This is a genomic window from Zestomonas insulae (assembly GCF_016901015.1).
GTDB classification, from domain to species: Bacteria; Pseudomonadota; Gammaproteobacteria; order Pseudomonadales; family Pseudomonadaceae; genus Aquipseudomonas; species Aquipseudomonas insulae.
In genome coordinates this window covers 634381-658740 of the sequence record NZ_JAFEUP010000002.1, presented here as the reverse complement: position 1 = coordinate 658740, position 24360 = coordinate 634381, and the positions used below count along the sequence as shown (strand labels likewise).

At 64.5% G+C, this 24360-nt stretch carries 15 protein-coding genes; 11 read left to right on the top strand and 4 right to left on the bottom strand.

What is annotated here, in order from left to right; genetic code table 11:
• Positions 1-116 precede the first annotated feature (116 nt).
• The 8 genes from JQX08_RS08690 (at position 117) to JQX08_RS08655 (ending at position 11299) form a co-directional block, all read left to right on the top strand.
• Complete coding sequence (locus JQX08_RS08690; RefSeq protein ID WP_205347973.1) at positions 117-1481, top strand: glutamine synthetase family protein; 1365 nt, start codon at positions 117-119, stop codon at positions 1479-1481.
• A 169-nt stretch (positions 1482-1650) separates the two neighbouring features.
• On the top strand, positions 1651-2964 hold the full coding sequence (locus JQX08_RS08685) for an NAD(P)/FAD-dependent oxidoreductase (protein ID WP_205347972.1): 1314 nt from the start codon (positions 1651-1653) through the stop codon (positions 2962-2964).
• A 474-nt stretch (positions 2965-3438) separates the two neighbouring features.
• Positions 3439-4878 carry a xanthine dehydrogenase small subunit gene (gene xdhA, locus JQX08_RS08680; RefSeq protein ID WP_205347971.1) on the top strand — a complete coding sequence of 480 codons (1440 nt, stop codon included), beginning with the start codon at positions 3439-3441 and terminating at the stop codon, positions 4876-4878.
• Entirely contained in the window at positions 4871-7270 is a 2400-nt protein-coding gene (gene xdhB / locus JQX08_RS08675) for a xanthine dehydrogenase molybdopterin binding subunit (RefSeq protein ID WP_205347970.1), read from the top strand. The genes xdhA and xdhB overlap by 8 nt, the downstream gene beginning before the upstream one ends.
• 298 nt (positions 7271-7568) lie before the next feature.
• Complete coding sequence (gene xdhC / locus JQX08_RS08670; protein ID WP_205347969.1) at positions 7569-8420, top strand: xanthine dehydrogenase accessory protein XdhC; 852 nt, start codon at positions 7569-7571, stop codon at positions 8418-8420.
• 123 nt (positions 8421-8543) lie between these two features.
• The gene (guaD, locus tag JQX08_RS08665; RefSeq protein ID WP_205347968.1) at positions 8544-9848 is read left to right on the top strand and encodes a guanine deaminase; all 1305 of its coding nucleotides are present in this window, start codon (positions 8544-8546) and stop codon (positions 9846-9848) included.
• 222 nt (positions 9849-10070) lie between these two features.
• Complete coding sequence (locus tag JQX08_RS08660; RefSeq protein WP_205347967.1) at positions 10071-11030, top strand: hypothetical protein; 960 nt, start codon at positions 10071-10073, stop codon at positions 11028-11030.
• Positions 11031-11089: 59 nt separating this feature from the next.
• Positions 11090-11299, top strand: a complete 210-nt coding sequence (locus JQX08_RS08655; protein ID WP_205347966.1) for a hypothetical protein — start codon at positions 11090-11092, stop codon at positions 11297-11299.
• A gap of 60 nt (positions 11300-11359) precedes the next feature.
• Here the strand turns inward: JQX08_RS08655 and JQX08_RS08650 are convergent, their stop codons facing one another.
• Positions 11360-12130 carry a GntR family transcriptional regulator gene (locus JQX08_RS08650; RefSeq protein WP_205347965.1) on the bottom strand — a complete coding sequence of 257 codons (771 nt, stop codon included), beginning with the start codon at positions 12128-12130 and terminating at the stop codon, positions 11360-11362.
• Between the two features lie 601 nt (positions 12131-12731).
• Here JQX08_RS08650 and JQX08_RS08645 point away from each other — a divergent pair.
• Both JQX08_RS08645 and JQX08_RS08640 read left to right on the top strand, forming a co-directional pair.
• Positions 12732-14081, top strand: coding sequence for a solute carrier family 23 protein (locus JQX08_RS08645; protein ID WP_205347964.1), 1350 nt, complete (start codon positions 12732-12734; stop codon positions 14079-14081).
• A gap of 72 nt (positions 14082-14153) precedes the next feature.
• Entirely contained in the window at positions 14154-14780 is a 627-nt protein-coding gene (locus tag JQX08_RS08640) for a LysE family translocator (protein WP_205347963.1), read from the top strand.
• Between the two features lie 122 nt (positions 14781-14902).
• Here the strand turns inward: JQX08_RS08640 and JQX08_RS08635 are convergent, their stop codons facing one another.
• Positions 14903-16819 (bottom strand): ATP-binding protein, encoded by a 1917-nt coding sequence (locus JQX08_RS08635; RefSeq protein WP_205347962.1) that lies wholly within the window; start codon positions 16817-16819, stop codon positions 14903-14905.
• Between the two features lie 227 nt (positions 16820-17046).
• On the opposite strand from JQX08_RS08635, the gene JQX08_RS08630 reads away from it, so the two are divergent.
• Positions 17047-17448, top strand: coding sequence for a hypothetical protein (locus JQX08_RS08630; RefSeq protein WP_205347961.1), 402 nt, complete (start codon positions 17047-17049; stop codon positions 17446-17448).
• Positions 17449-17606: 158 nt separating this feature from the next.
• Here the strand turns inward: JQX08_RS08630 and JQX08_RS08625 are convergent, their stop codons facing one another.
• Entirely contained in the window at positions 17607-18395 is a 789-nt protein-coding gene (locus JQX08_RS08625; protein ID WP_205347960.1) for an OmpA family protein, read from the bottom strand.
• A 70-nt stretch (positions 18396-18465) separates the two neighbouring features.
• Positions 18466-23841 (bottom strand): YadA-like family protein, encoded by a 5376-nt coding sequence (locus tag JQX08_RS08620; RefSeq protein ID WP_205347959.1) that lies wholly within the window; start codon positions 23839-23841, stop codon positions 18466-18468.
• Positions 23842-24360: the final 519 nt, after the last annotated feature.

The following is a 24360-nucleotide window of genomic DNA, read 5'->3' as shown; positions in this document are numbered from 1 at the left end:
TGCCGTCACGCCCGTCCACCGGACGCTCTCCCGCACTGATCCATTGCTTTTGCTTCCGCCTCACCAATGAGGGCGGCCGGTCGTGCGTGCCTGCGGGCACTGGAGAAAATAACAACATGCAATTCGCCCACCCTGACGAAGCCCGCCAATTCCTCGCGGCGCATCCCGATATCGAAGCCTTCGAGCTGTTCATCCTCGACGCCAACGGCGTGCCGCGCGGCAAGCTGCTGCACCGCGACGAACTGCTCGCCGTCTACGAGAGCGGCCGGCCGCTGCCGAGCACCATCCTCGGCCTGACTATGCACGGCGAGGACGTCGAGAACTCCGGGCTGGTCTGGGAAGTCGGCGATATCGACTGCCGCGCCTATCCGCTGGCCGGCAGCCTGGTGTGCCTGCCTTGGCGACGCATGCCGACCGCCGCCGTGCAGGTCTGCATGCACCCCAGCGAAGGCCTGCCGGCCACTGTCGCCGACCCGCGCCACGTGCTGGTCAAGGTGATCGATGCGCTGAAGGCGGACGGCTTCCACCCGGTGATGGCCTGCGAACTGGAGTTCTACCTGCTCGACCAGCAGCGCGACGCCCAAGGCCGCCCGCAACCGGCCCTCGACGGCGACGGTGGCCGGCCACGCAGCACCCAGGTCTATGGCCTGCGCGAGCTGGAGCAGATCGAACCGTTCCTCGCCGACCTCTATGCCGCGTGCAAGGAACAAGGCATTCCGGCGCGCACGGCGATTTCCGAATACGCCCCGGGACAGGTGGAAATCACCCTGGAACACGGCGACGCCCTCGAGGCCATGGACCAGGCCGTGCGCTACAAGCGCCTGGTCAAGGGCGTGGCCAACCGGCATGGCATGCAGGCCTGCTTCATGGCCAAGCCGTTCGATCACCTGGCCGGCACCGGCATGCACATGCACGTCAGCCTGGCCGATGGCGAAGGCCGCAACCTGTTTGCCAGCGCCGACCCGGCCGGTACCCCGCTGCTGCGCCTGGCGGTCGGCGGCATGCTCGCGTCGCTGCTCGACTCGCTGCTGCTGTTCTGCCCCAACGCCAACTCCTACCGGCGCTTCCAGGCCAACAGCTACGCGCCACTGGCGCCGACCTGGGGCGTCGACAACCGCACCGTGAGCCTGCGCGTACCGGGCGGCCCGGCCAACACCCGGCACATCGAACACCGCATCTGCGGCGCCGACGCCAACCCCTATCTGGCCGCCGCGGCGATCCTCGCCGGCATCCACCGCGGCATCCGCGAGGAGCTCGACCCAGGCGCACCGGTGGAAGGCAACGGCTATGCCCAGGCCAAGGAATTCCTGCCGACCGACTGGCTGACCTCGCTGCGCGCCCTGGAAGCCTCGAGCTGGGCGCGCGAAACGCTGGGCGAGGATTTCCTCGGCGTCTACCTGGCCGTCAAGCGCGCAGAGTACCGCCAGTTCATGGCCGAAGTCGGCGAGCAGGATTGGCGCTGGTACCTGACCCAGGCGTGATGGGCTTCCAGTGCCCCGAGTGGGCCTACCCCTCACCCCAGCCCTCTCCCAGAGGGAGAGGGGGTAACCGGGGCCTGCCTGAAACATTGATTTTATTTTCAACCCCACGCCGCCCCCTCTCCCACCGGGAGAGGGTTGGGGTGAGGGGCGTAGACCAAGGAATAGCAATATGACCGCCGCACTCAAATCCGTCATCCCCGCCGCCGAGCGCTGCCCGTCCTACTACAGCGCCACGCTCAACGAGGAAACCAACTATCCGCGCCTGCAGGGGCGCATCAGCGTCGACATCGCCATCATCGGTGGCGGCTTCACCGGCGTGGCCAGCGCCGTGGAGCTGGCCGAGCGCGGCTACAAGGTCGCCATCGTCGAAGCCCACAAGATCGGCTGGGGCGCCACCGGGCGCAACGGCGGCCAGGTCACCGGCAGCCTGTCCGGCGACGAAGCGATGCGCAAACAGATGCGCGACAGCCTCGGCGACGAGGTCGACGACTTCATCTGGCACCTGCGCTGGCGCGGTCACGAGATCATCAAGGGCCGGGTGGAGAAGTACGGCATCCGCTGCGACCTCAAGCACGGCCACCTGCACGCGGCGATGAAGGCCAGCCACCTGGACGAACTGCGCGCCTCGCACGCCGAAGCGCAGCGCCGCGGCATGGGCGACGACGTCACCCTGCTCGACCGCGACGGCATGCGCGCTCACCTCGGCAGCGAGCTGTACCTCGGTGCGCTGAAGAACACCCGCAACATGCATCTGCACCCGCTCAACCTGTGCATCGGCGAGGCCAAGGCGGCGGCAAGCCTCGGCGCGCTGATCTTCGAGCACTCCGAAGTGCTGGAGATCGTTCACGGCGAGGCGCCCGCGGTGATCACCGCCGAGGGGCGCATCGACGCCAAGCAGGTGCTGCTGGCCGGCGACGTCTACCACAAGCTGGAAGCCAAGCAGCTCAAGGGCAAGATTTTCCCGGCGATGGGCGGCATCGTCACCACCGCGCCGCTCGGCGAGCTGGCCAAACAGATCAACCCGCTGGACCTGGCGGTGTACGACTGCCGCTTCGTGCTCGACTACTACCGGCTGACCGCCGACGGCCGCCTGCTGTTCGGCGGCGGCGCCAACTACTCGGGACGTGATTCGCGGGACATCGCCGGCGAACTGCGGCCGTGCATCGAACGCACCTTCCCGCAGCTCAAGGGCGTGCCGATCGAATTCCAGTGGAGCTGTGCGATGGGCATCGTGATGAACCGCATCCCGCAGCTCGGCAAGCTGTCCGGCAACGTCTGGTATTGCCAGGGCTACTCGGGCCACGGCATCGCCACCACCCACATCATGGGCGAGATCATGGCCAATGCGATGCACGGCGACCTCACCCAGTTCGACACCTTCGCCGCCTGTAAGCACATCAAGGTGCCGCTCGGCGACATCTTCGGCAACCCGATGCTGGCGGCGGGCATGTGGTACTACCAGCTGCTCGAGAAGTTGCGCTGAGCCGCGCGTAGCAGCGGCTTGCGTGCGTGCCGCCCACTGGACTCCCGCCTGCGCGGGAGCGACGGATGGGCGCGCGCTTCCCCCCTACCCCACAGCGTCATCCCCGCGCAGGCGGAGAGCCAGGCACGCCACGACTCAGCCCTGCCCCAACGCTGCCCACCCAGCCGATCCGTGCTCCACGTCGAACCTCGCCCCACACTCCCGCGCCTCGCCGCCAAGACAACCTGATCCGCCCGTCAAAACCCCGCTTCAACCCGTGCCGTTTAGCGCCACATCCCAGCGCTTAGCGGGCCCTGTGCCCCGCCAGGCACTACCCTTAAGACATGGCCCTGTTGCTTACCGGACTCATAACTTGAAGGCATGAGACTTGCTTGACTAAAGAGTCAAATATTTTGTTGACCCAAAAGTCAGTTTTCTCTAAATTCGTCTTCATACGAGCCCTCGTAAAAAACAATAAAGTGCCTGGAGGTCGCCTTGATCCAGTTTTTACTCAATCGGGAGCTGCGCACTGAGCATGCCCTCGATCCGAATGTCACGGTGCTGAACTACCTGCGCGAGCACCTCGGCAAACCAGGAACCAAAGAAGGCTGCGCTTCCGGCGACTGCGGCGCCTGCACCGTGGTAGTTGGCGAGTTGGACGGTGAGCGCATCCGCTACCGCACCCTCAACTCCTGCCTGACCTTCGTTTCCGCCCTGCACGGCAAACAGCTGATCACCGTCGAAGACCTCAAGCACAAAGGCCAACTGCACAGCGTGCAGCAGGCCATGGTCGACTGCCACGGCTCGCAGTGCGGCTTTTGCACTCCCGGCTTCGTCATGAGCCTGTTCGCCCTGCAAAAGAGTTCCGAGAGCTTCGACAAGGCCGACACCCTGGAAGCGCTGGCCGGCAACCTGTGCCGCTGCACCGGCTACCGCCCGATCATCGACGCCGCCGAGCAGGCCTGCTGCCAGAAGCAGCCGGACCAGTTCGACGCCAGCGAAGCGCAGACCGTCGCCCAACTGAAAGCCATCGCCCCGCGTGAAACCGCCGAGCTGAACAGCGGTGACAAGCGCTGCCTGCTGCCACTGACCGTTGCCGACCTTGCCGACCTGTATGCCGCCAACCCGGAAGCGCGCCTGCTCGCCGGTGGCACCGACCTGGCCCTGGAAGTCACCCAGTTCCACCGCGAACTGCCGGTGATGATCTACGTCGGCCACGTCGAGGAAATGAAGCGCGTCGAGGTCACCGCCAGCCACATCGAGATCGGTGCGGCCACCCCGCTGTCCGACTGCTTCGAAGCGCTGGCCGGCGAATACCCGGACTTCGGCGAGCTGCTGCACCGCTTCGCCTCGCTGCAGATCCGCAACCAGGGCACCCTCGGCGGCAACATCGGCAACGCCTCACCGATTGGTGACGCCCCGCCGCTGCTGATCGCCCTCGGCGCCGAGATCGTGCTGCGCCGCGGCAGCGACAGCCGCCGTCTGCTGCTGCAGGACTACTTCGTCGACTACAAGGTCACCGCCCGCCAGGAAGGCGAGTTCATCGAGAAGATCCTGGTGCCGCGCGCCGCCGCCAACCAGACCTTCCGCGCCTACAAGGTGTCGAAGCGCCTGGACGACGACATTTCCGCGGTGTGCGCCGCCTTCAGCCTGGTCATCGAAGCCGGCACCGTGCGCGAAGCGCGCGTCGCCTTCGGCGGCATGGCAGCAATTCCCAAGCGCGCCGCCGCCTGCGAAGCGGCGCTGGTCGGCGCCGCCTGGTACCCGGGCAGCATCGAACGCGCCTGCGACGCGCTGGCCAAGGACTTCACCCCGCTCAGCGACTTCCGCGCCAGCAAGGAATACCGCCTGCTGACCGCGCAGAACCTGCTGCGCAAGTTCTTCCTCGAACAACAGAGCCCTGCAGTCGAAACCCGGGTGACCGCCTATGTCTAACCATCTGCACATCAAATCGCAGGAAGAGCTGGCCGAACTGTTCCGCGCCGACATCACCACCGGCGTCGGCAAGAGCGTCAAGCACGAGAGCGCGCCGAAGCACGTCACCGGCGAAGCGGTGTACGTCGACGACCGCCTGGAGTTCCCCAACCAGCTGCACGTCTATGCGCGCATGAGCGACCGCGCCCACGCGCGCATCGTGAAGATCGATACCACGCCCTGCTACCAGTTCCCCGGGGTGGCCATCGCCATCACCAAGGACGACGTGCCCGGCCAGCTGGACATCGGCCCGGTGGTCGCCGGTGATCCGCTGCTCGCCGACGGCAAGGTCGAGTACGTCGGCCAGGTGGTCCTGGCGGTCGGCGCCGACAGCCTGGAAACCGCGCGCAAGGCGGCGATGGCGGCAATCGTCGAATACGAGGACCTCGAGCCGGTGCTCGACGTGGTCGATGCCTACCGCAAGAAGCACTACGTACTCGACCCGCACCAGCACAAGCGCGGCGACGCCAGCAGCGCGCTGGCAACAGCGCAGAACCGCCTGCAGGGCACCCTGCACATCGGTGGCCAGGAACACTTCTACCTGGAAACCCAGATCTCCTCGGTGATGCCCACCGAAGACGGCGGCATGATCATCTACACCTCGACGCAGAACGCCACCGAGGTGCAGAAACTGGTCGCCGAAGTGCTCGGCGTGCCGATGAACAAGATCGTCATCGATATGCGCCGCATGGGCGGCGGTTTCGGCGGCAAGGAAACCCAGGCCGCCGGCCCGGCCTGCCTGTGCGCAGTGATCGCCCACCTCACCGGGCGGCCGACCAAGATGCGCCTGCCGCGCATGGAAGACATGTCGATCACCGGCAAGCGCCACCCGTTCTACGTCGAGTACGACATCGGCTTCGACGATGACGGCCTGCTGCGCGGCATCGAGCTGCAACTGGCCGGCAACTGCGGCTACTCGCCGGACCTCTCCGGCTCGATCGTCGACCGCGCGATGTTCCACTCGGACAACGCCTACTTCCTCGAAAACGCCACCATCAACGGTCTGCGCTGCAAGACCAATACCGCCTCGAACACCGCCTACCGCGGCTTCGGCGGCCCGCAGGGGATGGTCGCCATCGAAGAGATCATGGACGTGATCGCCTGCCACATCGGCAAGGACCCGCTCGAGGTGCGCAAGCTCAACTACTACCGCAAGGACGAGCGCAACGTCACCCACTACTACCAGACCGTCGAGCACAACATGCTCGCCGAGATGACCGCCGAGCTGGAGGCGAGCTGCGACTACGCCAAGCGCCGCGAGGAAATCCGCGCGTTCAACGCCAACAGCCCGGTGCTGAAGAAAGGCCTGGCGATGACCCCGGTGAAATTCGGCATCAGCTTCACCGCCACCTTCCTCAACCAGGCCGGCGCGCTGATCCACGTCTACACCGACGGCAGCATCCACCTGAACCACGGCGGCACCGAGATGGGCCAGGGCCTGAACACCAAGGTGGCGCAGATCGTGGCGCAGGTGTTCAACGTCGACATCGAGCGCATCCAGATCACCGCGACCAACACCGACAAGGTGCCGAACACCTCGCCGACCGCCGCCTCGTCGGGCGCCGACCTCAACGGCATGGCGGCGAAGAACGCCGCCGAGACCATCAAGCAGCGCCTGGTCGACTTCCTCGTGCACCAGCACAAGGTCACCGAGGAAGACATCGAGTTCCGCAACAGCCAGGTGCGTGTGCGCGAGCGCTTCTTCTCCTTCGAGGAAGTGATCCAGCAGGCCTACTTCGGCCAGGTGTCGCTGTCGTCGACCGGCTTCTACCGCACGCCGAAGATCTTCTACGACCGCGACAAGGCGCGCGGCCGGCCGTTCTACTACTTCGCCTATGGCGTGGCCTGCTCGGAAGTGATCGTCGACACCCTGACCGGCGAGTACAAGATGCTGCGCAGCGACATCCTCCATGACGTCGGCGACTCGCTGAACCCGGCCATCGACATCGGCCAGGTGGAAGGCGCGTTCGTCCAGGGCATGGGCTGGCTGACCACCGAGGAACTGGTGTGGAACGCCAAGGGCAAGCTGATGACCAATGGCCCGGCCAGCTACAAGATCCCGGCCATCGCCGACATGCCGTTGGACCTGCGCGTGAAGCTGGTAGAGAACCGCAAGAACCCGGAACAGACGGTGTTCCATTCCAAGGCTGTCGGCGAGCCGCCGTTCATGCTCGGCATCGCGCCTTGGTGCGCGATCAAGGATGCAGTGGCCAGCCTCGCCGACTACCGCGTGCACCCGCAGATCGACGCCCCGGCCACCCCGGAGCGCGTGCTGTGGGGCGTCGAGCAGCTGCGCAAGTTGCAGCAGCAGACGGCCACGGAAGCGGTGGCTGCGGAAGTGGAAACGGTCTGAACCCTGGGCTGGGGGGGATGTGCAGAGCCACATCCACCCTACGCTCTGGATCCCCGCCTTCGCGGGGATGACGGGGAGGAAGCCCCAGCGTTCAACCGTCGTCCCCGCGAAGGCGGGGACCCAGCTAACCAGCAACAGCGCTGTACCTACTCGAACCGCGGTGCATAACAATGACAAGACACCCCGAACTGAACACCCGCCCCGCCGCGTCACCGCCGGTGCCGCTGCTGGAGCCCTCGTTGGCCAACTGGCGCCTGTCGCGTCCGGGCCAGACGTCGCCGACCTGGAGACTGAGCAAATGAGCTGGATCAGTGCCCTCGCCGAACTGCAGCAGCAGGGTGAAGCCTGCGTGCTGGTGACCATCATCGAGGAGCGCGGCTCCACGCCGCGCAACGCCGGCTCGAAGATGGTGGTCACCGCCGACCGGCTGTTCGAGACCATCGGCGGCGGCCACCTCGAGTACAAGGCGATGGAGATCGCCCGCGAGATGCTCAGCAACCGCAGCCAGGACACCCGCCTGGAGCGCTTCAGCCTCGGCGCCAGCCTCGGCCAGTGCTGTGGCGGCGCCACCGTGCTGCTGTTCGAGCCGATGGGCCAGCCGCAGGCGCAGATCGCCGTGTTCGGCGCCGGCCACGTCGGCCGCGCACTGGTGCCGCTGCTCGCCAGCCTGCCGTGCAAGGTGCGCTGGATCGATTCGCGGGAGAACGAGTTCCCAGCCCAGCTGCCGGCCGGCGTGCAGAAGGTGGTCAACGAGGAGGTGGTCGACGAGATCGACAGCATGCCGCCAGGCAGCTACTTCATCGTCATGACCCACAACCACCAGCTCGACCTCGAGCTGACCGCGGCGATCCTCAAGCGCAACGACTTTGCCTACTACGGCCTGATCGGCTCGCGCACCAAGCGCGTCAAGTTCGAGCATCGCCTGCGCGAGCGCGGTTTCCAGGCCGAGGTGGTGCAACGCATGCGCTGCCCGATGGGCATCGCCGAAGTCAAAGGCAAGCTGCCGATGGAGATCGCCGTGTCGATCGCCGGCGAAGTGATCGCCACCTACAACGCCACTTTCGGTCAAAAAGAGAGCGGCCAGGACACCAAGAAGGGCGAATCCACCGTCGCCAAGCTGCTGCCCGGCTCGCGCCGCGAGCAGGCCTGACCTACGCCGCTCCCGGTCATGGGAGAGGGGGTTGGGGCCGGGGGTTCGTTTGCCCACTCGCCCTCGCCCGAGCCCCCTCCCCCATGACCGGGAAGCACGCCTCCCAGCGAATATGAGACAGACATGACCAGCACTCTGAAAGCCTACCGCGCCGCCATCCTGCACAGCCTCGCCGACCCGGCCGAGGTCGGTGTCGAACAGTCCTATCAGTACTTCGACGACGGCGTGCTGCTGGTCGATGACGGCCGGGTGGTCGAGGTCGGCGCGGCCGAGCAGCTGCTGCCCAAGCTGGGCGGCGTCGAGGTGCGCGAGTACCGCAACGCGCTGATCACCCCCGGCTTCATCGACACCCACATCCACTACCCGCAGACCGGGATGATCGCCTCCTACGGCGAGCAGCTGCTCGACTGGCTGAACACCTATACCTTCCCCACCGAGCGACAGTTCGCCGACAAGGCGCACGCCGCCGACGTCGCCGGAATCTTCCTCAAGGAGCTGCTGCGCAACGGCACCACCACCGCGCTGGTGTTCGGCACCGTGCACAAGCAGTCGGTGGACGCCTTCTTCGAGGCCGCCGAGAAGCTCGACCTGCGGATGATCGCCGGCAAGGTGCTGATGGACCGCAACGCCCCGGACTACCTGACCGACACGCCGGAATCCGCCTACGCCGACAGCAAGGAGCTGATCGAACGCTGGCACGGCAAGGGCCGCCTGCACTACGCGGTGACCCCGCGCTTCGCGCCGACCAGCAGCCCCGAGCAACTGAGCCTGGCCGGCCAGCTGTTCGGCGAGTACCCGGACCTGTACATGCACACCCACCTGTCCGAGAACCGCGCGGAGATCGACTGGGTGAAGGCGCTGTTCCCCGAGCGCAGCGGCTACCTCGACGTCTACGACCACTACAAGCTGATCGGCCAGCGCGCGGTGTTCGCCCACGGCGTGCACCTGTGCGACGAGGAATGCCAGCGCCTCGCCGAAACCGGCTCGGCAATCGCCTTCTGCCCGACCTCCAACCTGTTCCTCGGCAGCGGCCTGTTCGACCTCGAGCGCCTGGAGAAGCACGGCGTGCGCGTCGGCCTGGGTACCGACGTGGGCGGCGGCACCAGCTTCAACCAACTGCAGTCGCTGAACGAGGCGTACAAGATCATGCAGCTGCAGGGCAAGAAGCTCGACCCGTTCAAGTCGCTGTACCTGGCGACCCTGGGCGGCGCCCGCGCCCTGTACCTGGACCACAAGATCGGCAACTTCGACGCCGGCAAGGACGCCGACTTCATCGTCCTCGACTACGACGCCACGCCGCTGCTCAGCTACCGCATGCAGCAGGCGAAGACCCTCGCCGAGCGCCTGTTCGCCCTGACCATCCTCGGCGACGACCGCACGGTGAAGGAAACCTTCGCCGCCGGCCGTTCGGTGCACCAGCGCGACTGAGCCACCCCGCGCCATCGCCGACACGCAAAAGCCCCGCTCAGCGGGGCTTTTTGTTGGTGGCGCGCAGCCTGTCGTCCGGTTTCCCGGCGCCGGATTGGTCAGCGACTAGGCTACGAGACATCAGACTTTAGTCTGATAGGCGGGGCGGTGCAGCGGGAAGAATCGCACCCTTGCCAAGAGGGACCTTTGCCCCTTTTTGCATGTGTCTCAGAGGCCAACCTCATGAACCAGCAACTACGCCCCCTGGCGCTCCTCTCTGCGCGCCCGTCTCGTCCCTTTGCCGTCCTCCGTGCGCCTGGTCTGCAGGCGCTGTTCGCGCTATCCCTGGCGGTGCTGACGCCAGCCGTCGAAGCCGCCAAATCCGATGGCTGCGAAGGCGGTGGCTTCACCGTGCAGTTTCCCAGCGGCGCCCGCAGCGGCGAGCAGAAAACCTCCGTGCCGGCCGCCGGCGTCGGCGCGAGCTTCCAGGTGATCGGCAAGTTCGTCACCTTCGAAGTGGATGCCGCGACCTTCGGCATTCGCAACTACACCTTCACCGGCGTGCCCAACTCCCTGGACCTGACCGGCGGCGTGCCCACCATGGTGTATGCCAGCAAGGCGCCCAACCACCGCGGCCTGACGCTGACCAGCGCGGTCAGCCTCGAGCTGGGCGAAGATGAAATCGAACTGGCGCGCACCGGCGCCGGCCTGAGCATGAAGATCCAGGCCAAGGATTGCGCCCAGGGCGGGGTGTTCCAGATGGAACCGGAACGCGGCGATGGCTCGGCCACCGACATCGTCCACGTGCTCGCCGACGGGGTGTTCTACTTCCAGAATCCGCGCTTCGACAATCCGCCGGCGCTGCCGCTGTGCGTGCCGCCGAACTTCAACAAGCAGTGCTACCCGGTGCCGGTGTCGCGACGGGTGAACTGGGGCAACGACCTGTCCAAACGCTTCGTCGGGCGTGACAGCGCGCAGGTGGCGACCAACCTGAACCAGTTCGGCGGGCTGTCCACCTGGCGGGTGGAAAGCGGCGGACGGATGGGCATGGTCACCGGCGAGGACGCCGTCGAGGTCGCCCCGCCACCGACCAACTGCACGCGCAAATGCCAGGCGCAGAATCGCGTGCGCGGCAAGTATCCAGTGCTAGGCTTTCCCTTCCCGATTCCGCTTGAGAGTCGGTTGACGCCCCGCCTGCCCTAACCCCGGAGCGGCAGGATGATCGGCCCCGCCAACACGGCCGGTCATCCGCCGAACAACCGATGAACCGCACCGCACGCCTCAGGTTCCAGATGCTCAGCCGCAGTTGCCGCGCCAGCACCACCCGCCAACTGCGCGCCCAGGCCGTCAGCGAGGCGGCCGTGCCAAGCGAACCCCTGCCGGAACACCCGCTACCGCTGGCCCGACGACTCGGCCTGCCGGGCGCGCCCCTCAGCGCGCGCGGCGGCAAGCTCGATCGCGACTGGACCTGAATCCACCCCTGAAAACGACAACGCCCCGCTAGGCGGGGCGTTGTTGGCAGCAGTCTGCGCTCAGCGATTGGCGGCGCTGCGCCCGGGCTTCTTCTTGGTCTGCAGCAGGTGCGAGAACACCGCGTGCAGGTCGTCCGAAGCGCTTTCCTCGTCGAGGTTGAGCTTGCTGTCGATGTGATCCATGTGATGCATCATCAGGTGCACCGCCTTGGTGGTATCGCGCGCCTCGATGGCGTCGAGCAGCTCGTTGTGTTCGTCGTAGGAGCAGTGCGAACGGCCGCCGCTCTCGTACTGGGCGATGATCAGCGAGGTCTGCGACACCAGGCTGCGCTGGAAGCTGATCAGCGGGGTGTTCTTCGCCGCTTCGGCGAGCTTCAGGTGGAATTCGCCAGAGAGGCGGATACCGGCGCCGCGATCGCCGCGCGAGAAGCTGTCCTGCTCGTCCTTGACCATCTGCCGCAGTTCGTTGATCTGCTCGGTGGTGGCGTGCTCGACGGCGAGTTCGGTGATGGCGCGTTCGACCATGCGCCGCGCGTAGAAAATCTGCCGGGCTTCCTCGACGCTCGGGCTGGCGACCACCGCACCGCGGTTCGGCCGCAGCAGCACCACGCCTTCGTGGGCCAGGCGCGACAGCGAGCGACGGATGATGGTGCGGCTGACGCCGAAGATCTCGCCCAACGCTTCTTCGCTCAGCTTGGTGCCGGGCGCCAGGCGCTGTTCGAGGATCACATCGAAGATATGGGCGTAGACGACGTCATCCTGAGTCCCGCTGCGATTGCTCTTGGCAGCGCGCGGTTGCTTCTTGAGAGGCTGCAATTCTTCGTTGTTCATTCTGGCTCGCGTCAAGGAAAGGTTCGGCGGTCAAGCGAGACTGTACTGCCTTTCGCCGGTCGGCTGGCAAGTGCCCGCGCAAGGCAGCGAAATAATGCTACTGGCATTGTACACAATTCAACCAATCCGCATACCACCCCGCCGTGTACCGGGCCGAACGGCCGACCTGGCCGTTCCAGCCACCTTCGAATCCTCAGTTTTTTTCCTTTCTATAACGCCATTTCATAGGCATTTTTTGACTTTAAGGACAGGAAAATACCGTGTGACGGCCCACGCCGACACCCGGCAGCGCCCTTTGCGGTTTTCGGGGAAAACTCCCATCTATCTGTTTTAAAAGCGTTTTATCGAAAGTTGTGGCTGTCGATTGTCGCGCAGAGTTCGCCGTGGGTTTTGCACACACCCGATAAGAGCATTATTTGCAACAGTGGAAACATTATTTGCTTTTTTTGTACACAAAAGCATAATCCGCTCGTGCACTTTCTGACCCTGGAGTCAACAACCAGAAGCGCACCACCACTTGCATCACCGACCTCGCATCCTGGGCCTCGGCGGCCTGCGGATACCGGGCGACCACAATAAAAAGCATGAGGAGATCCTCGCTGTGGAAAGCACCAAACAAGAACAACAACGTATCCCGCTCGCCCGCCCCGCCGGCACGGGTCTGCTTGAACGGCTGTTCAAGCTGAGCCAGCACGGCACCACCGTCAGAACCGAATTGGCCGCCGGTCTGACCACCTTCATCACCATGGCCTACATCATCTTCGTCAACCCGAACATCATGGCTGACGCCGGTATCGACCACGGCGCCGCCTTCGTCGCCACCTGCCTGGCCGCGGCGCTGGGCTGCTTCCTGATGGGGCTGTACGCCAACTGGCCGGTCGGCCTGGCGCCGGGCATGGGTCTCAACGCGTTCTTCACCTACACCGTGGTGAAGACCATGAACTACAGCTGGGAAATCGCCCTCGGCGCGGTGTTCCTGTCCGGCGTGCTGTTCATGGTGCTGACCTTCTCGCGCATCCGCGAATGGCTGCTCAACAGCATCCCCAGCAGCCTGCGCTTCGCCATGGGCGCTGGGGTCGGGCTATTCCTCGGGCTGATCGGCCTGAAGACCGCCGGCATCGTCGTTCCGCACCCGGCCACCCTGGTGCACGTCGGTGACCTCACCTCGCCCGGCCCGCTGCTCGCCGCGATCTGCTTCCTGATGATCGCCGTGCTGGAATACCGCCGCGTGTTCGGTGGCATCCTGATCAGCATCCTCACCGTCACCCTGATCGGCGTCGGCCTCGGCCTGGTGCAGTTCGGCGGGGTGTTCTCGATGCCGCCGAGCCTGGCCCCGACCTTCATGGCCATGGACATCAGCGGCGCCTTCAACGTGACCATGATCAGCGTGATCCTGGCCTTCCTGTTCGTGCACATGTTCGACACCGCCGGCACCCTGATGGGCGTTGCCCAGCGCGCGCAACTGGTCAAGGAAGACGGCCGCATCGAGAACCTGTCGAAAGCCATGAAGGCCGACAGCGCCTCCAGCGTGGTCGGTGGCATGCTCGGCGTACCGCCGGTGACCAGCTACGTGGAAAGCGCCGCGGGCGTCGCCGCCGGCGGCCGTACCGGCCTCACCGCTGTGGTGGTCGGCGTGCTGTTCATCGCCGCGATGTTCTTCGCCCCGCTGGCCGGCATGATCCCCGCCTACGCCACCGCTGGCGCGCTGATCTATGTCGCCATGCTGATGATGGGCGGCATGGCCCACATCGACTGGAACGAGCACACCGAGACCATCCCGGCGATCGTCACGGTGATCATGATGCCGCTGACCTTCTCGGTCGCCGACGGCATCGCCATGGGCTTCGTGACCTACGTGGCGATGAAGCTGTTCACCGGCAAGCGCAAAGACATCTCGGTAAGTTTGTATGCACTTTGCGCAATCTTTGTAGCCAAGTTTATCTTCCTGTAAGCTGAAGCTATACCCGAAAGGCCCGGCCGCGCTCAGTGGTCGGGCCTTTTTCATTTGCTTACGGAGACCACCATGAGCCTGGAAACCTGGCTGCTGTATTGCGCCGCCGCGCTGATCGTCATCCTGATTCCCGGCCCGCTGTCGTTGCTGATGATCAGCAACACGCTGAACTACGGCCTGCGCCGTTCCGCGCCCGGCTTCCTCGGTGGGGTGTCCGCCTCGGTGTGCCTGCTGAGCGCCTCGGCGCTCGGCCTCGGCGCCCTGCTGCTGGCTTCCGAACGGCTGTTCAGCGTGCTGAAGCTGCTCGGCGCGCTGTACCTGTTCTACCTCGCCTGGCAAAGCTGGCAGGACTCGCGCCGCGCCGCCAAGCCGGTGCAAGCCGAGGAGCAGCCGGTCAACCCCGGGTTCCGCAGCATGTTCTGGAAAGCCTTCGGCCTCGGCGCCAGCAACCCCAAGGACATCCTGTTCTTCGCCGCCTTCCTGCCGCAGTTCCTCAGCGCCGAACGCTCGCTGCTCGTCCAGTTGCTGATCCTGATCGCCACCTGGATCGTCCTCGATCTCGCCTGCAAGCTGTTCTACGGCCTCAGCGCCCAGGGCGCCGCGCGTTTCCTGCGCGCCGGCAAGGGCCAGGTATGGTTCAACCGCATCAGCGCTGGGCTGTTCGCCGGCGCGGGAACCGCGTCGTTGCTGAGCCGCTGATTGTCCATTCCGGTGGACGAAAGCCGGACGGCGTGAACAACGAACACCAGCTCACCAAAAATGTTAACGATGCAACGCGATCAGGCCCTGCGCGGCGGGCCGGGCAGGCGGACGCACCGGACCTAGATGTGGTACTCGATCGGCGGCGGCTCCGGCTTGGCCAGTTGCTGCAGAACCGGGGAACTGAGCCGGCCTTCGACCTGCGCCCCATCCGGCTTGGCCTGACGAACTGCGTTCGGCTTGCCCAGCCTGACCGCCTGCGGCAAGCACAGGTTCAGCGTGGCGCAAGTACCGAGACCGGACTGGCTCTGCAGTTCAAGAGTACCGCCCATGGCTTGCGCCAGACTGCGGCTCAGCGCCAATCCAAGGCCGGTGCCGCTGCGACCGATGCGCTGCGGATCAAGCCCCAGCCCGAACGGCTGAACTAGCAGGGGAATCTCGTCCTCGGTCATGCCGATACCGCTGTCGCTGATCTGCAGGCTGAGTTCGACATTGGCGTGGCCGCAGGGCACCGCCTGCAAGCGCACCTCTACCCGCCCGTAGTCGGTGAACTTGAGAGCGTTGTCGAGCAGGTTGTCGAGAATCTGCTCGAAGCGCTTCGGGTCGACCCAAACCTGCACCGGCAGCGTGAACTCGGGGCGATAGTCCAACTCCAGGTTACGTTGCCGTGCCCTGTCGGCATGACGCCCAATGCAGGCCGCAACCAGTGCACTGACATCTACCGGCTGTTCGTCGAGGGACAGCCGCCCCATTTCTAAACGCGCCAAGTCGCTCAGGTCGCTGCCCAGGCGCAGCAATTCAGCCACTGCCTGGCTGGCGACCCGCAAGGCCTCGCCGGCGCGCGGGCCAAGTTCCATATCCTGGAGAGCCAAGCGCAGCATGCTGGATACAACACTGAGCGGCGACTGCAATTCGCGGCCCATGCGTTCGAGGAAATGATTGCGCACCCGGCGGGCTGCCTCCGCCTGTAGGCACGCATCGCTGTACTGCAGCAATTCCTCCTCCCGCTCGGTGATGTCGAGCGCGCCGCAGATCATGCCGACCAGGGCGCCTTGGTCGTTGCGATAGGGCACACCCCAGTGCTGCATCATCCGGCGCTGGCCCTGGACATGCTGGGGCAGATCGAGCGAACACGCCTCGCCTCGGCAGAGCGACAGGGTGAAGCGGGTCTTGAACGCCGCCGCATCGTGTTCGTCGAGCCAGCCGAGCTCGTCCAGACGGCGCCCGCGTAGCCTTTCGAAAGGCTGCTTCAAGGACTCGCAGAATGTCTGGTTGGCGAACAGCAGGCGCCCGTCCAGATCGCAGACATACATCTGCGCCGGCATGCTATCGAGCATGCTGCGCAACAGACTGTCCTCCTCGGCGACTGGCATCACCGGCAGCGGCGCGGCGTTTCCCTCGTTGAGCAGCAGGCCACTGCTCCGCGCGATCTGGGCCAATTCGACCAGCGAGCCAGCGTGCAACTTATGCATCAAGCGCGTCTTGTAGGTACTTACCGTCTTGAAACTGATGGCCATCTCTTCGGCAATGGCCTGGTTGGACATGCCCTTGACCAGGTACTGCAGCACGGTGAACTCGCGTGCTGACAGCGGCTGGCGCTCCTCACCCGCCTCTGCTTCGCCATGGCTGAGCTCCAATACCTCCAGCGCCTCGCGTGGAAAATAACTGCGCCCCTGCAGCACCGCGCGCACAGCGCTGCGCAGTTCGAGCAGGTCGTCCTGCTTGCTGACGTAGCCGTCGGCACCGGCCTGCAGGCAGCGGGCAGCCAGCTGAGGGGTATCGCCGGCGGTATACACCAGCACCTTCAAGTTGCCGTCATGGCCCTTCAGCCGGCGGATCAGGTCCAGCCCGCCGAGCTGCGGAATGGCCAGATCGATGATCGCCAGATCAGGATGCATGTCGCGGCTCATGGTCAGCGCATCCAGGCCATTGTCCACCTTGCCGACCACTTCGTGGCCCGCCGCCTCCAACTTGAGACGCATGGCCCTACGAATGATCGGGTAACTGTCGACGATCAGAATCCGGCTCACCTTGGCCACCTCGTAGATTCGCTTGCCGCAATGTCACGATCGGCCAGAGGCCCGTGATTTCTGCGTTTCGAAGCGAGCATACCCACAAGTGCGACTGAAAAGCCGTCCACATAGTCAGCTTCGGATCACTCCTACATCAACTTGGGAAAACTCCTACAACGCACTGCCCCCGGCCTGTGGAAACTTAAGCTGCGGCCAGAATACGGCCGCCTCTTCCGTCCTCTGGAGGGCATGCCATGAGACTGCTGGTCATCGAAGAAAACGCATTCGCCAGTCACGACGTCCAGTTGCTGGCGAACGGGCTGGGCATCTTCTCGATCCACGTCCACGCCACGCTGGCACAGGCGCTAAAGGATGCCGAGCAACGCAACCTGGACTTCGACGTCGCCCTGCTCCACCAGGCAGAAGAGCCCTTCACCGACCTGCAGAACCTACACGCGCTGCACCACCGGCTGCGCGCCAGACATCTGCTGCTGATGGGGGTATACGGCGGCAAGCAGCGCGAAGGGCTGGTGCGGGCGGCGCGGCTCCGCCGGCTGCCGCTGCTCGACATCCTAGACCTGCCGCTGAGTCGCCCGCAGATGTTCCAGGCGCTGCAGCGCATTCCCGGCTTCATCCGCCATCTGGCGCACGACTGAGCCCGCAGCGTGAGACGGCGCCCACCCCTGGACGGCCAGACGCGCACCCGCCAGGCACACCGGGGCCTTGGCGAAGGCATCTCTATCCTGGCGGCTCTGGAGCTGAGTCTGTTGCTCGCCGGCCAACGGCGCTGGAGAGCCAGCGCCTTGCCTGAGGTCTAGTGGGTATGAATGGTGATGGTGGTGCGGCGGTTCGGTGCCAGGCACTGGATTACCGCAGGGGACTTCTTGCCGGGGCACTCGACCAGTGGGGCCGCCGCCCCAAGGCCGTCGATGCTGATCACTGATGCCGGCACCCCCTGCTCGATCAGGTACGACCGCACCGCCTTGGCGCGACTCCACGAGAGTGCCATGTTGTGCGCGTCGCTTCCGAAACGGTCGGTGTGACCCTCAATATCGATTGCCATCAGATCCATTTCATCCAGTTCATCAGCCAGGCGACTCAGGTCCCTCCCGCCCGCCGATCGCAGCTCCGCGCTGTTGAAGCCAAAGGTGGCATCGGCGGAGAGCATGATCTGCTTGACCCTCGGCTCATTCGCCGGCTCGGGTTCCAAACAGCTCTCTGGCTTGAAGAAGAACGAGCGGGCCAGCATCCCGTCGTCGAACAGGACCTTGTACTGACACACCTTGTCCGGTTGACCAAAACCCTGGCGGAACTTCAGCACGTAGTCCCATTCATGCACCCCTGCCAGTCCTTCCGAAAAGTGCGGAGGACCGATCAGCTCGAACAATTGGCGCTTGGTCATGCCCCCGTGGATCTTGTTCAGGTTTTCCAGGTTCACATAAGTGCCGTCGGCGCGGTTCGCGTCTTCGATGGGAGGGAAGACAGGATTGTCCGTCTCGCCCTGGCTATCGACCTTGCTGACCGTCGTGCCACACGCAGCCAGCATCACCATGGCGCAACCGACCAGCAGGCTCTGGCCGGTGGAGCGTTTGCTTTTCAACATGATTGCCTCGAAATATTCCAGATCGGTGGAAGGCCCGCTCTGCGCCGGACCTTTGCTCGGGAGCGAAGGATTACCACTGGTAGCCGACCCCCACCGCGGCACCGAAGTTGCCCTGTGTCGTGGTGCTGCCCTGCAGCTTGGTCACCCACTTGCCGTTGTCGGAGATCCGCGATACGCCAACCGCAACAGCGCCCTGGCCACGGTAGGTACCAAGCCCCGCAGCCGCCATGCTCGCCCCCGGAACATAGGGTTGCGGCAGACTGGCCATGGCCATGGCTCCAGCGATACCGGCGCTCAGGGTGTCGTCCTGCTCATCCAGATCGCGCTGCAGCGCGTTGTAACGCTGGTCCGTGTAGTTGTTGGCGTTGTTGGTGATGTCACCCACGCTCTGGTTGAGCTGCGCGACGTTCACTGCATCGGTATCCGCAGTGCCTTTAGCCACATGGGTGATCTGGCGCTCCGCACCGGCAGTACCTACCGATACGGTGTTGGCACGATCAGCCACCGAGTTGGCCCCGAGGGCAACCGAGTCCTTCGCCCTGGCGCTGGAGCCATTGCCCATCGCCACCGCGTTCTCACCCGCGGCTTCGGCCTTGGTCCCGACAGCCATGGCATTGTTGCCACTCGCCACAGCACCCGCACCGCCCGCAACTGAGTCACTGCCGGTAGGTGCCGGCTTCGGCAGATTGCTGGTGTTGTTCACCTGGAACATGCCGTCGGTGCCGTTCTTTATGTGGGTGACATCGCCCTCAATATTGCTGACCCGGCCATCAACGTTGGTTACCCGGCCATCAAGGTTGGTCACCGCTTCGTTGACTTCCGTGATCGAACTGTCGGTGTACTCGTTGGCCTGCGCCACGGCGCCGTCAAGCTGGCGCAGGTTGACCGCATCGGTTGCTTCCTTGGCATCGGCGACGTTGCTGATGGTCCGGGTCTCACCGGTTGCAGCATTCCCCACCGAGACAGTACCGACGGTGGCGTTGTCGACATTGGAGTACTTGCCGACATAGGTTTCCGCCCCACGACCACCATCGCTGGCGCCTTTGCCCAGGGCCACGCTGCCATCAGCCGTCGAGGTCGCCCCCTCCCCCATGGCCAGGGAGCCTTTGCCGGCAGCTTCGGCATCATTGCCCATGGCAACGGCGCCACTCCCACTGGCCTTGGCATTCGGGCCTACGGCGATGGAGTCGTCACCACTGGCAACCGAATCAGCCTTGCTCGATTTGGCATGGAAGTACTTGGTGCCGTTGTCGAAGACATTGGTGATGTTGGAGCCCAGTTGAGTAATGGCCTGGTTGGTCGCCCACAGTTGCGAGCCGTTCACCGCATCGGTGCTGGTCGCACTGATGCGGCCGGCGGCGAGGTTGCTGATGGTCCGCTCACGTCCCACCGAGCCCACGCTGACGGTGCTGGTCGGCGCGATGCCGGCAAATGCGTAGTCCACACCATTGATGGTGACCCCGGTGGTTGCCACTGCGGCAGCTGTCACCGAACCAGAACCCAGAGCAACGTCATCCTTGTGGTTGGCCTGCGCCTCACGGCCCAGGGCCAGGCTGCTTTCACCGATGGAGCTGGCGTTGTAGCCCACCGCGGTGCTGCCCTGCCCTTCGGCCGAGGAGTCGCTCTGCGCCAGACCGGCTTCGTTGGTCCGCGTATAACGGATGCCCACGCCATGGGCGTCGGTGTAAGTGACGCTGGTGTCGCCAGCGATGTTGGTGATGGTGTCGCCCAGGTTCGTGACGTTTTCATTTGTCTCGTTGAGCTGCGACATGTTCACCGCATCGCTGTCGGCTACACCGTTGGCCACGTTGGTGATGGTGGTGCCACCGGTATGGGTGACGCTGTCATAGGTGTCGCCACCTAGGGTGATGCTGTTGTGGGTGCTGTTGTCGTACATCACCGCATCGGCGACCGACGCAGTTGTGATGGCCTTGAGCTGAGCCACGTTGACGGCATCGGTATCATCCGCTCCGGCCGACAGGCCGGTGATGCGGCGGTGACCGACGTTCACTTCACCATTCGCGGTGCCGCCCACCAAGTAGGCTTCGTTACCCAGGGTGCTGCCATCCGCGACGGAGCCGGCGCCCAGGGCGACGCTGCCGTCGTGGCTAGCGATGGCGCCCATGCCGATGGCCACCGAGTCCACACCCGAGGCAACCGAGTCAGTGCCGGTGGAGTTGGCGTGGAAGTACTTGGTGCCGGTCTCGTAGATGTTGGTCACGCGGCCATCGAGGTTGCTGATGTTCGTGGTGTTGGCATCCACCTGCTGGTTGGTCTCGTGCAGCTGCGAACCGTTGATCGCGTCGGTGGACGTATCGCTGATCCAGCCATCCGCCACATTGGTCAGCACCTGCGCGGCGCCCGGCGCAGAGGCAGCGCCACCGGCCGCGATCAACGACAGCTGATCCGTTCCCGTGCGCTGCACCGGGCCGACCGTGCCGTTGTTGATGTTGTTGGTGACGTTGCTGATATCGGTGGTGTTCTGGTCCACCTGCTGGTTGGTGGCATACAGCTGCGAACCATTGATCGCGTCGGAGGAACCGGCGCCGATATCGCCGTCAGCCACGTTGGTGATTTTCTGCGGATCAGCCGTACCGTGGCTGGCATCGTAGGCGCCGAGCGCATCGTTCCACTGCAGTGCATCCTGCTGCAGGACAGTGATATCGCTGGTGTTCTGCGTCACACGAGCATCAATGTGGATGATGGCATCGCCAACGTTGTTCACCGTGACGTCGCCAACGTTGTAGGTTGGAGCAGTGATCGAACCGTCCGGGTTGACCACCGAACCGCCACCCATCGCGCTGGCTGTGGACTCGGCCAGGCTATACAACTGCGAACCGTTGATCGCATCGACGGAGGTCGAGTTAATCAAACCGTTTGCCACGTTGGTGATCTTCTTCGGATCAGCCGTACCGTGGCTGGCATCGTAGGCATCGAGCGCATCGTTCCACTGCAGGGCATCCTGCTGCAGGACGGTGATGTCGCTGGTGTTCTGCTCCACCTGCTGGTTGGTGGCATACAGCTGCGAACCATTGATCGCGTCGGAGGAGCCGGCGCTGATATCGCCATCAGCCACATTGGTGATTTTCTGGTTGCCTGCGTCGATACCATTGACGGTCACGCTCGGGCCGCCAGTAATGGCCAGGCCATTGGTGTCGAGGGTGGTATTGCCGGTGGTCACCGAGTCGAGCACGACGTTGTCGGCCATCAGCAGTTGCAGCTTGCCGTCGGCGTCCACTGCGGTCTTCAGGTTGTTACCCGAATAAGTGCCGGCCGTGGTACCTGCGCCTTCGATGGTGAAGGTATCGCCCAGCTTCTTGTCCGCCGAACCGGTATTACCGGCAAAAGTAATCGGGGTGTCCGCCAGGTCGTTCAACTGGTCGACGTTCACCGCGTCACCACCGTCCACGCCGGCGGCCACGTTCTTGATGCGGGTGCCGCCGAGCTTGGTGGTGCTGTCGTAGGTGTCGCCACCCAGGGTTACGCTGTTGTGGGTGCTGTTGTCATACATCACCGCGGCGTCGGTGGCGCCTTTCAACTGAGCGATGTTGACGGCATCGGTGTCGGCCCTGCCTGCGGCCACGCCGGTGATCTGGCGAGTCTTTCCACTGGCCGCATCGCCGATGCTGACGGCGCCCAGGGTGCTCTTCCAGGTAGCACTGGTGTCGATGGATGCCAGCTTCGTTAACGGGTCGTACCCCGCGATGCCGGCAGCGGTATTGGCCAGCGAGCCTGAGCCGAGGGCAACACCGCCGGTGACGGAAGCTGTCGCTGCGCTACCCAGGGCGATCGAGTTGACAGCTCCGCTCGAAGCCACCGCCGCGTTACCGATGGCAATGGCATTGGTAGCAGCCGTCTGTGCATTCGCATTGATACCAATGGCGAGAGTATTGGTCGCCGACGTTGTAGACTGATAGCCAATCGCGGCCGAATTGTCGCCGGCCGCATTCGATTTGTAGCCGATCGCAACCGCGCTGCCCTTGGACGCAGTGGCACCCGAACCCACTGCCGTACTGTAGGAGCCACTGGCAGTGGCCGTGTGACCCAATGCCAAAGCCGCAGGTCCACTCGCCGCGGCACTCACACCTACTGCCACTGTGTTGTTACTCGTCGCGGCGGCAGATGATCCGAGGGCCAACGCGTGGTCATTGGAAGCATTCGAATTCAGGCCAATGGCGATCATGTCGGTATGGGCTGGATTCACGCTCGACGCTACCGCGTTGTGCCCCACTGCAATGGTGTCGTTGTTGGTGGACTTCGCTGTATTCCCCACAGCGATGCCACTTTGACCCGTGGCGGTCGCGCCAATGCCAGCCGCCAATGCATTGATCCCGGTGGCACCGTCGTTGTTGTAGTTGCCGCCCTTGGTGCCGTTGTCGTTCACGCTGTAGTAATGGGTCGTTGCAGCTGTTACTGCATTTTTCAACTGAGCCACGTTCACGGCATCGGTATCCAGCGCGCCGGCAGCCAGATTCGTAATCTGGCGAGTCTTGTAGTTGGCGGAATCACCCACGCTGACAGCACCCAGACCACTCTTCCAGGCCGAGATGGCTTGGGTCGATGCAGCCTTGGTGATCGGGTCATAACCCGCCACGCCTGCGGCAATGTCAGCCACCGAAGACTTGCCCAATGCCACGCTGTCCGCCGCCGCGGCTTTGGTGTTAGTACCCAGCGCCATGGAGTAGTCGCCCAGGGCCTTGGCGTCGTAGCCGAAAGCGGCCGAACTCTGGCCGGTGGCTTTGGACAAGTATCCCGCGGCCAACGATCCTTTTTCCGCCAGGGCGGAGACGCCCAGCGCCGTTGAGTTTTGGTCCGTGCCAACGGCCCCGGCGCCCAGTGCCGTGGTATTCGCTGCATTGGCCTTGGCGCCGTAGCCCAAAGCGGTGGCGCCGGTGTCAACGGACTTGGCCCCATCACCTATGGCAATGCCTCCTGTGCCAGTCGATGCGACGGCCTGGTAGCCAATGGCGACACCGTAGGTGCTGCTCGCTTGCGTCGAGCGGCCAATCGCCACCGAGTTGTCGGCCGAGGCAGTCGCACCGTCACCAACGGCAATGGCCCCATCGCCAGATGCAACGCTGCGCCCTGCGGCGACGGACGATCCCCCGCTAGCAGTGGCCCTGTAACCCACAGCCGTGGAGCCGTTGGCGCTGGCCGTGGAGGACGGTCCGATGGCACTCGCGTTCGCGCTACCGGTAGCACTGCCACCATTGACGGAGGTATTACTGGCAACGCCGCCATCCAACGCAGGACTGCTGGTACCGGTCTCGGCGACCCAGGCATTGGCCGGCTCGACGGCCACCATGGCCGCCATCAGGGCACCGGTACGGCCCACGATCTTGAGCATCCGGCTGCTGCCAGCTTTGCCATCCGCCTTGGCAAATTCACATGCCACCATCCAGGCTCTTTGGCTCGCGCTCCAGACCAAACGGTAAATCTTGTTCATGACTATTCCTGGCCGGACCGCAAGGGGCCGGCTGTATTGCTTGCGTAATGGTTAATGGGGATTGGTTTGCAGCCTGGCGACGGTCCGCTCGAAGAGCGCTCGCTCGAAGAGCGCTCGCTCGACCAAATCGCGGAATTGCGGTAGCGCGCATGTCGCGTAGCGAGCTGTCAGGCAGGTTCTTGTCTGGCTCTTCGTAGACTCGTTTACCGCAACGCCACGAGCGCCCAGAGGCCCCGTGGTTCCTGCGTTTCGAGTCGAGCATATCGACAAGCACGACAGAAAAACCGTCCGTGCAGACAGCTTCGGAACACTCCTACGACAACTTGGGAAACTTCCTACAACGCACCGTTGGCGCGCGGGGGAAACTGCAGCTACGGCCGCTTTTCCGTGCTCTGGATGGCAGTCCATGAGGCGGCTGGTCATCGAAGAAGGCGCAGTCGCCAGCCACGTCCAGTTGCTGGCGAATGCTCTGGGCATCACATCCGCGCCACGCTAGCACTGGCGGATGCCGAGCAACGC

Excerpts from the sequence above, each read along its gene's own strand:
- JQX08_RS08690 (WP_205347973.1), top strand. The coding sequence starts at position 117 with ATGCAATTCGCCCACCCTGACGAAGCCCGCCAATTCCTCGCGGCGCAT.
- JQX08_RS08685 (WP_205347972.1), top strand. The coding sequence starts at position 1,651 with ATGACCGCCGCACTCAAATCCGTCATCCCCGCCGCCGAGCGCTGCCCG.
- xdhB (WP_205347970.1), top strand. The coding sequence starts at position 4,871 with ATGTCTAACCATCTGCACATCAAATCGCAGGAAGAGCTGGCCGAACTG.
- xdhC (WP_205347969.1), top strand. The coding sequence starts at position 7,569 with ATGAGCTGGATCAGTGCCCTCGCCGAACTGCAGCAGCAGGGTGAAGCC.
- guaD (WP_205347968.1), top strand. The coding sequence starts at position 8,544 with ATGACCAGCACTCTGAAAGCCTACCGCGCCGCCATCCTGCACAGCCTC.
- JQX08_RS08660 (WP_205347967.1), top strand. The coding sequence starts at position 10,071 with ATGAACCAGCAACTACGCCCCCTGGCGCTCCTCTCTGCGCGCCCGTCT.
- JQX08_RS08655 (WP_205347966.1), top strand. The coding sequence starts at position 11,090 with ATGAACCGCACCGCACGCCTCAGGTTCCAGATGCTCAGCCGCAGTTGC.
- JQX08_RS08650 (WP_205347965.1), bottom strand. The coding sequence starts at position 12,130 with ATGAACAACGAAGAATTGCAGCCTCTCAAGAAGCAACCGCGCGCTGCC.
- JQX08_RS08640 (WP_205347963.1), top strand. The coding sequence starts at position 14,154 with ATGAGCCTGGAAACCTGGCTGCTGTATTGCGCCGCCGCGCTGATCGTC.
- JQX08_RS08630 (WP_205347961.1), top strand. The coding sequence starts at position 17,047 with ATGAGACTGCTGGTCATCGAAGAAAACGCATTCGCCAGTCACGACGTC.
- JQX08_RS08625 (WP_205347960.1), bottom strand. The coding sequence starts at position 18,395 with ATGTTGAAAAGCAAACGCTCCACCGGCCAGAGCCTGCTGGTCGGTTGC.
- JQX08_RS08620 (WP_205347959.1), bottom strand. The coding sequence starts at position 23,841 with ATGAACAAGATTTACCGTTTGGTCTGGAGCGCGAGCCAAAGAGCCTGG.